This is a genomic window from Agrobacterium cavarae (assembly GCF_004310285.1).
GTDB lineage: Bacteria > Pseudomonadota > Alphaproteobacteria > Rhizobiales > Rhizobiaceae > Agrobacterium > Agrobacterium cavarae.
On sequence record NZ_SISF01000018.1, the window covers coordinates 43,314 to 49,918 of the forward strand.

The following is a 6,605-nucleotide window of genomic DNA, read 5'->3' on the forward strand; positions in this document are numbered from 1 at the left end:
TCGCGGAACTACGTTATGTTTTCCACGTTTTCCTGGTACGGAAATCTGGAGGGTAATGAGATGCGTGACGGCCTAAACAGTTTGCTCGAAATATCGCTTCTGGGATTTGTGGTTGTGACCTGCCTGATCATGGTCAACCCGCTGGTCTGAAGCTCGTAAACAATTCGATATCTCAGCTGCCCCTCACGGCAGTTATGAAAATGCGGCCTCACGGGCCGCATTTTCGTTTTGTCTATGAGGCTTAGGCCGACAGCTTGGCTGCGAGCTTGGCGACATGCGCGCCCTGGAACTTTGCGCCTTCCAGCTCGACTGCCGAAGGCTGGCGCGAGCCGTCACCATCGGTGATGGTCGATGCGCCGTAAGGCGAGCCGCCCTTGATTTCGTCCACGCCCATTTGACCCTGGAAGGCATAAGGCAGACCTGCCACGACCATGCCGTGGTGAAGGAAGGTCGGGATGAAGCCGAGGATGGTGGATTCCTGGCCGCCGTGCTGCGTCGCCGTGGAGGTGAAGGCCGAGCCCACCTTGCCAACCAGCTTGCCGCTGAACCACAGGCTACCGGTCTGATCCCAGAAGTTACGCATCTGCGAGGCAACGGTGCCGAAGCGTGTGCCGGCGCCGACGATGATCGCGTCGTAATCTGCAAGCTCTTCGACGGTCGCGATCGGTGCCTGCTGATCCAGCTTGAAGTGAGAGGACTTCGCGACCTCTTCCGGAACGAGTTCGGGAACGCGCTTCACGACGACGTCGGCGCCTGCAGACTTTGCACCTTCTGCAACGGCGTAAGCCATTGTTTCCACATGACCGTAGGACGAGTAATAGAGCACCAGAACTTTTGCCATCGTTGGTCTTTCCTCATTGTTTGTTGTTCAGCATCAGGATCGCGGACGATTTCTACGCCGCTGATGTAACAGGACGCTAACAGAGGAATGGGGCGAGAGCGAGAGGTGCGAAAAGGACGCACCGTTCTCGATTTGCGAACGACGGCAGTACGTCGGTATACAGTCCTATTTTATGACCTTGCATATTGCATTCGCCGCTGGCGGGTTTAACGTCTGCGCACATTGTGTCGCGTGAGTATCCTTCCATGTCTTCTGCCTCTCCCTCCTCCCCGGTTACGGCCGCCATGCTCGCCATCGGCGATGAGCTCTTGTCGGGTCGCACCAAGGACAAGAATATCGGGCACCTTGCCGATGTCCTCACCATGTCCGGCATCGACCTGAAGGAAGTGCGGATCGTCGCCGATGATGAACCAGCCATTGTCGAAGCTTTGAACGCTCTTCGTGCTCGCTACGATTACGTGTTCACCTCGGGCGGAATCGGCCCGACGCATGACGACATTACGGCCGATGCCGTGTCCGTTGCATTCGACCTGCCTTGTGAGCATGATGCGGACGCCTTGCGCATTCTCGCAGACATGTATCGCGCCCGGGAAATGGAGTTTACCGAGGCGCGCAAACGCATGGCCCGCATGCCGCGCGGTGCACAGCACATCGCCAATCCTGTCTCGGTCGCGCCAGGCTTCATCGTCGAGAATGTCTATGTCATGGCGGGCGTCCCGCAGGTTTTCCAAGCCATGCTCGACAATGTCGTGCCCACCCTCAAAACGGGCGCGAAGATGATGTCCCAGTCGGTGACATCGCAATTTGGGGAGGGTGACATCGGAACGCCTCTGAGCGAAATCCAGAAGGCCCACCCTGAGACCAGCATCGGTTCCTATCCGAAATATGACGGGCAGCGCTTCTCCACCGAGATCGTGGTCCGCGCACGCGATGCACACCTGTTGGAGGCAGCAGCAAGAGACGTGGCGGCGATGATTGAAAACATTGCGAAAGCGAAGGCGTCCTCCACGTTTGCGTGAACTCCTTTGGGCGCAATACGTTTAATCTGTGCAGGTTTCGTCTTGATAAAGATCAAGGCGACGAGCGAATGACAGGTTCATCTTGGATCTGTCATTGATGCGTCACAAGGAGAATGGCCATGGGCTACAGAACGATCCTCGCTGTTGTCGACACCGCTGAAAACACGCGTCATCTGGACGCGTTCGTGGCTCAGCTGGCGCAACAATTCTCTTCACATGTGATAGGGCTTCATATGGAAACGCTGGCGGCCGTTCCGCTTGTCGCGCCTATGGAAATTCCCGATCCCGCCACCGTGCAGGCGGTACAGGATGTGGCCCATAAGGAAACCGAAGAGTCCCAAAGAGTCTTTGCCGAAGGCATGACAGCGAACGGTATTTCCAGCGAATGGCGCAGCTTCGCCTCTTCGGTCGGTTACTCCGCCAAGTCCTCGCTTCAAAGCGCGCGCTGCGCCGATCTGATCGTAGCACGACAGCATGCTTCGTTTGCCTTGTCGGATAGCCGCGCCGATATCGACAATTTTCTCTATGAGAGCGGTCGTCCTGTTCTTCTCATCCCTAACATTTTAACCGCGCCGAAACCGATCCGCCGGGTGCTGATCGCGTGGAATGGATCGCGAGAAGCAACACGCGCTACCTTTGACGCCCTGCCCTTCCTTAAAGCAGCAGAGAGCGTCGAAGTGTTCTCCGTCGACATGGAAGACAATGATTCGCAGACCGCAGCCTTGGCGGGTTCTGAGATCGCCGCAACGCTTGCACGCCACGGCATCAATGTGACTGTGACCTCGCAGGAAAAGATCCAAGGTGTCGCGCCGCATACGGCGATTGAAAATCGACTGGCGGATACCAGCATCGATCTGCTGGTGATGGGTGCCTATGGTCATTCCCGCTGGTGGGAAATGCTGTTTGGCGGCGTGACCCGCACGCTCCTCGACTCGATGACGGCGATGACCTTGATGTCCCGCTGACGCGAAACATCCTTCAAAAAGAAACCCGCCGGGCGACCGGCGGGTTTTTTGTTTCTTTAGTCAGAAAAGTCTTAAAGCGTGTCGCGATCTTTCAGATGCGCTCCATACGCTTTAAGTCCTTGTTTTGTCGCATGTCGTTATCGCAAAACCTTGCGCGGACCATGCTTTAATGCAGGATCTGACTAAGGAAGAGCTTGGTGCGCTCATGCTGCGGATTGTCGAAGAACTCCTGCGGGGCGTTCTGTTCGACGATCTGACCCTGGTCCATGAAGATCACGCGGTTGGCCACCTGGCGGGCAAAGCCCATTTCGTGGGTGACGCAGAGCATGGTCATGCCGTCTTCGGCAAGGCTCACCATGGTGTCGAGCACTTCCTTGACCATTTCCGGGTCGAGCGCCGATGTCGGTTCGTCGAAGAGCATGATCTTCGGCTTCATGCATAGCGAGCGAGCAATCGCCACACGCTGCTGCTGGCCACCGGAAAGCTGGCCGGGATATTTATGCGCCTGCTCGGGGATCTTGACGCGCTTCAGATAGTGCATCGCGATCTCTTCGGCCTCCTTCTTGGGCATCTTGCGAACCCAGATCGGCGCCAGTGTGCAGTTTTCCAGAATGGTCAGATGCGGGAAGAGGTTGAAGTGCTGGAACACCATGCCGACTTCACGGCGCACTTCATCGATCTTCTTCAGGTCGTTGGTCAGTTCGATGCCATCGACGACGATGCTGCCCGACTGGTGCTCTTCCAGGCGGTTGATGCAGCGGATCATCGTGGATTTACCGGAACCGGAAGGACCGGCGATGACGATGCGCTCGCCCTTCATGACCTTGAGGTTGATATCGCGCAGCACGTGAAAATCGCCGTACCACTTGTTCATGCCAGTGATTTCGATCGCGACATCCGTCGCCGAAACTTCGAGCTTCTTTGCTTGGGTTTCTGCCATGAGATTTTCCCTTACTTTCTATGTCCGGTGTCGAGATGGCGCTCCATGAACAGGGAATAGCGCGACATGCCGAAGCAGAATATCCAGAATACGAACCCGGCAAACACATAACCCGTGACAGGTGTCACCGGTGTTGCCCAGTTCGCATCCGACTGGTTGAGGTTGACGATACCGAGGAGGTCGAACATGCCAATGATCGACACGAGCGACGTATCCTTGAAGAGACCGATAAAGGTGTTGACGATGCCGGGAATGACGAGCTTCAGCGCCTGCGGCAAAACGATCAGACGCGTCTTCTGCCAATAATTCAGGCCAAGCGAATCCGCACCTTCATACTGCCCCTTCGGAATGGCCTGAAGGCCACCGCGAATAACTTCCGCCATATAAGCGGATGCAAACAGCGACACCCCGACCAGAGCACGCATGAACTTGTCGAAGGTCACGCCTTCCGGCAGGAACAGCGGCAGCATGATGCTGGCGAAGAACAGGACCGTGATCAGTGGAATGCCGCGAATGACCTCGATGAAGGTCACGCACAGTGTCTTGATCACCGGCATCGTTGAACGACGACCAAGCGCCAGGAGAATGCCAAGCGGCAGCGATACGGTGATCCCGAAGAAGGACAGGATGAGCGTGACCATCAGCCCGCCCCAGAGCTGCGTCTCCACCCGCGGCAGGCCGAAGTAACCACCGACCAGCAGGAAGAAGGAGACGAAAGGCAGCACGAGGAAAAGCAACACGGCATTGGCCGTCTTGAAGGGTGCCTTCGGGATCAGCATCGGGATGAGCAGAATGACAAACATTGCTGCGACCAGAAGCGGACGCCAGCGTTCATCAAATGGATAACGTCCAAACATGAACTGCTGGAACTTGGCGCCAACGAAAGCCCAGCAGGCTCCGGCTTGGCCATCCGGCAGAGTGCCGCCCTGCGCGACGGTGAGGCAAGCCAAGCGATCGGTACCAGTCCAGACGGCATCGACGAACAAAAACTGCACCAGAGGTGGAAGGATGTAGGCGAGCAGTGCGATGGACAGCACTGTCATCACGACGTCCTTCGGCGTGGCGAAGAGTTTCGTCTTGAGCCAATGCGCGACCCCGACCTGGCTGGATGGAGCCGGCTGAGCCGGCACCAATTCGCGGCGGATATAGGAAACGGAAGTACTTGTCATATCGCTTATCTCTCCACCAATGCCATCTTCGCGTTGAACCAGTTCATGAACAACGCCGTCGTGATGGACAGCGACAGATAGACGATCATCCAGATCGCCACGACTTCGACAGCCTGACCCGTCTGGTTGAGGATGGTCCCGCCAACGGCGACGAGATCCGAGAAGCCAACGGCAACAGCCAGCGACGAATTTTTCGTCAGATTGAGATATTGGCTGGTGAGCGGCGGAATGATGATGCGCATCGCCTGCGGAACGACGATTAGGCGCGTCGTGGTGCTGGAACGAAGGCCGAGTGCCTCGGCCGCTTCCGTCTGCCCCTTCGCAACGGCCTTGATGCCGCCACGGACGATTTCAGCGATGAAGGAGGCGGTGTAGAAGGAAAGCGCTAGGTAGAGCGACATGAATTCCGGTGCAATGACCGAGCCGCCAGCCAGATTGAACCGACCAAGAACCGGCACGTCAAAGGTCAACGGCGCGCCGAGCGCAAGAAAGGTCAGGAGCGGCAGGCCGATGATGATGGCCGTGCCGACGAGGCCCGTGCGGAAGGGCTGGCCGGTGCGCATCTGCCGGGCCTTTGCCCAGCGATAGACGAAGAAGGTGATGATGATACCGACGAGGAATGCCACCGGAACCATCCAGGTGCCCTCGCCCCAGACGAACTTGGGGTAAAAGAAACCGCGATTGTTCAAATAGGTATCGAGTGGCAGAGCAAGCGATTCACGTGCCTGCGGAAGGATAGTGATGACGCCTTTGTACCAGAAGAAGATGACGAGAAGCGGCGGCAGATTGCGGAAGATCTCCACATAGGCCTGAGCGAGCTTCGAGACCAGCCAGTTTTTGGACAGGCGTGCGATACCGACGAGGAAACCGATGATCGAGGCCGTGATAATGCCGAGAACTGCCACCTGCAAGGTGTTCAATATACCGACGATCAGTGCGCGACCAAACGTGTTGTCATTGTTGTAGTCGATCAGCGTCTGACCGATATCGAAACCGGCTCTCCCGTTCAGGAAGCCAAAGCCAGAGGCGATGTTGGCTCTCTGAAGATTCTGGATGGTGTTGTTGGTGATGAACCAGACGGCCAGCACCAGGATGATGAGCGTCACGGTCTGATAGAAGATAGACCGCATGCGCGGATCGTTGATCATGGACGTCGCGCCGGATGCGCCGGACGGTCCAGAACGGATCGTCTTGCCTGCCATAGGCACCTTTCCCTCTATATGCTCTTTTCGAGCTTATTTTATGAAGAAGAAGGAGGCAGAGATGAACATCCCCGCCTCCTGCACAAGCTTTTAGGCTTTAAAGCAATCAGCGAACCGGAGGCGCGTACTGCAGGCCGCCCTTGTTCCACAGAGAGTTGAGGCCGCGCTCGATCTTAAGCGGAGAGCCAGGACCGACGTTGCGGTCGAAGACTTCGCCGTAGTTGCCGACAGTCTTGATGATGTTGTAGGCCCACTCGTTGGTGACGCCGAGATCGGTACCGATCTTGGTGCCCTCTTCGGTGCCGAGAAGACGCTTGACGTCCGGGTTGGCAGAAGCCTTCTGCTCGTCAACGTTCTTGGAGGTGATGCCGAGCTCTTCAGCATTGATCATGGCGTAGTGAACCCAGCTGACAAGGTCGAACCACTGGTCGTCACCTTGACGAACGGCCGGTCCGAGAGGCTCCTTGGA

Annotated in this window: 6 protein-coding genes and 1 pseudogene; 2 read left to right on the plus strand and 5 right to left on the minus strand. The window is 56.9% G+C overall.

Features of this window, described 5'->3' with window-relative positions; all coding sequences use genetic code 11:
- Positions 1-241 precede the first annotated feature (241 nt).
- A complete protein-coding gene (wrbA, locus tag EYC79_RS01395) occupies positions 242-841 on the minus strand; it encodes an NAD(P)H:quinone oxidoreductase type IV (protein WP_112519040.1) in 600 nt (199 codons plus the stop codon).
- Positions 842-1,086: 245 nt separating this feature from the next.
- Between wrbA and EYC79_RS01400 the strand changes: the two genes are divergently transcribed.
- Complete coding sequence (locus EYC79_RS01400; protein WP_062425469.1) at positions 1,087-1,860, plus strand: competence/damage-inducible protein A; 774 nt, start codon at positions 1,087-1,089, stop codon at positions 1,858-1,860.
- A gap of 119 nt (positions 1,861-1,979) precedes the next feature.
- Entirely contained in the window at positions 1,980-2,825 is an 846-nt protein-coding gene (locus tag EYC79_RS01405) for a universal stress protein (protein ID WP_130976972.1), read from the plus strand.
- A 166-nt stretch (positions 2,826-2,991) separates the two neighbouring features.
- Here the strand turns inward: EYC79_RS01405 and EYC79_RS01410 are convergent, their stop codons facing one another.
- The 4 genes and pseudogenes from EYC79_RS01410 to EYC79_RS23670 form a co-directional block, all read right to left on the minus strand.
- Positions 2,992-3,765, minus strand: coding sequence for an amino acid ABC transporter ATP-binding protein (locus EYC79_RS01410; RefSeq protein ID WP_062425471.1), 774 nt, complete (start codon positions 3,763-3,765; stop codon positions 2,992-2,994).
- Positions 3,766-3,776: 11 nt separating this feature from the next.
- Complete coding sequence (locus EYC79_RS01415) at positions 3,777-4,934, minus strand: amino acid ABC transporter permease (protein WP_062425472.1); 1,158 nt, start codon at positions 4,932-4,934, stop codon at positions 3,777-3,779.
- Between the two features lie 5 nt (positions 4,935-4,939).
- Positions 4,940-6,136, minus strand: a complete 1,197-nt coding sequence (locus tag EYC79_RS01420) for an amino acid ABC transporter permease (RefSeq protein WP_113260702.1) — start codon at positions 6,134-6,136, stop codon at positions 4,940-4,942.
- Positions 6,137-6,242: 106 nt separating this feature from the next.
- Positions 6,243-6,605, minus strand: a pseudogene (locus EYC79_RS23670) (amino acid ABC transporter substrate-binding protein); the annotation flags it as partial.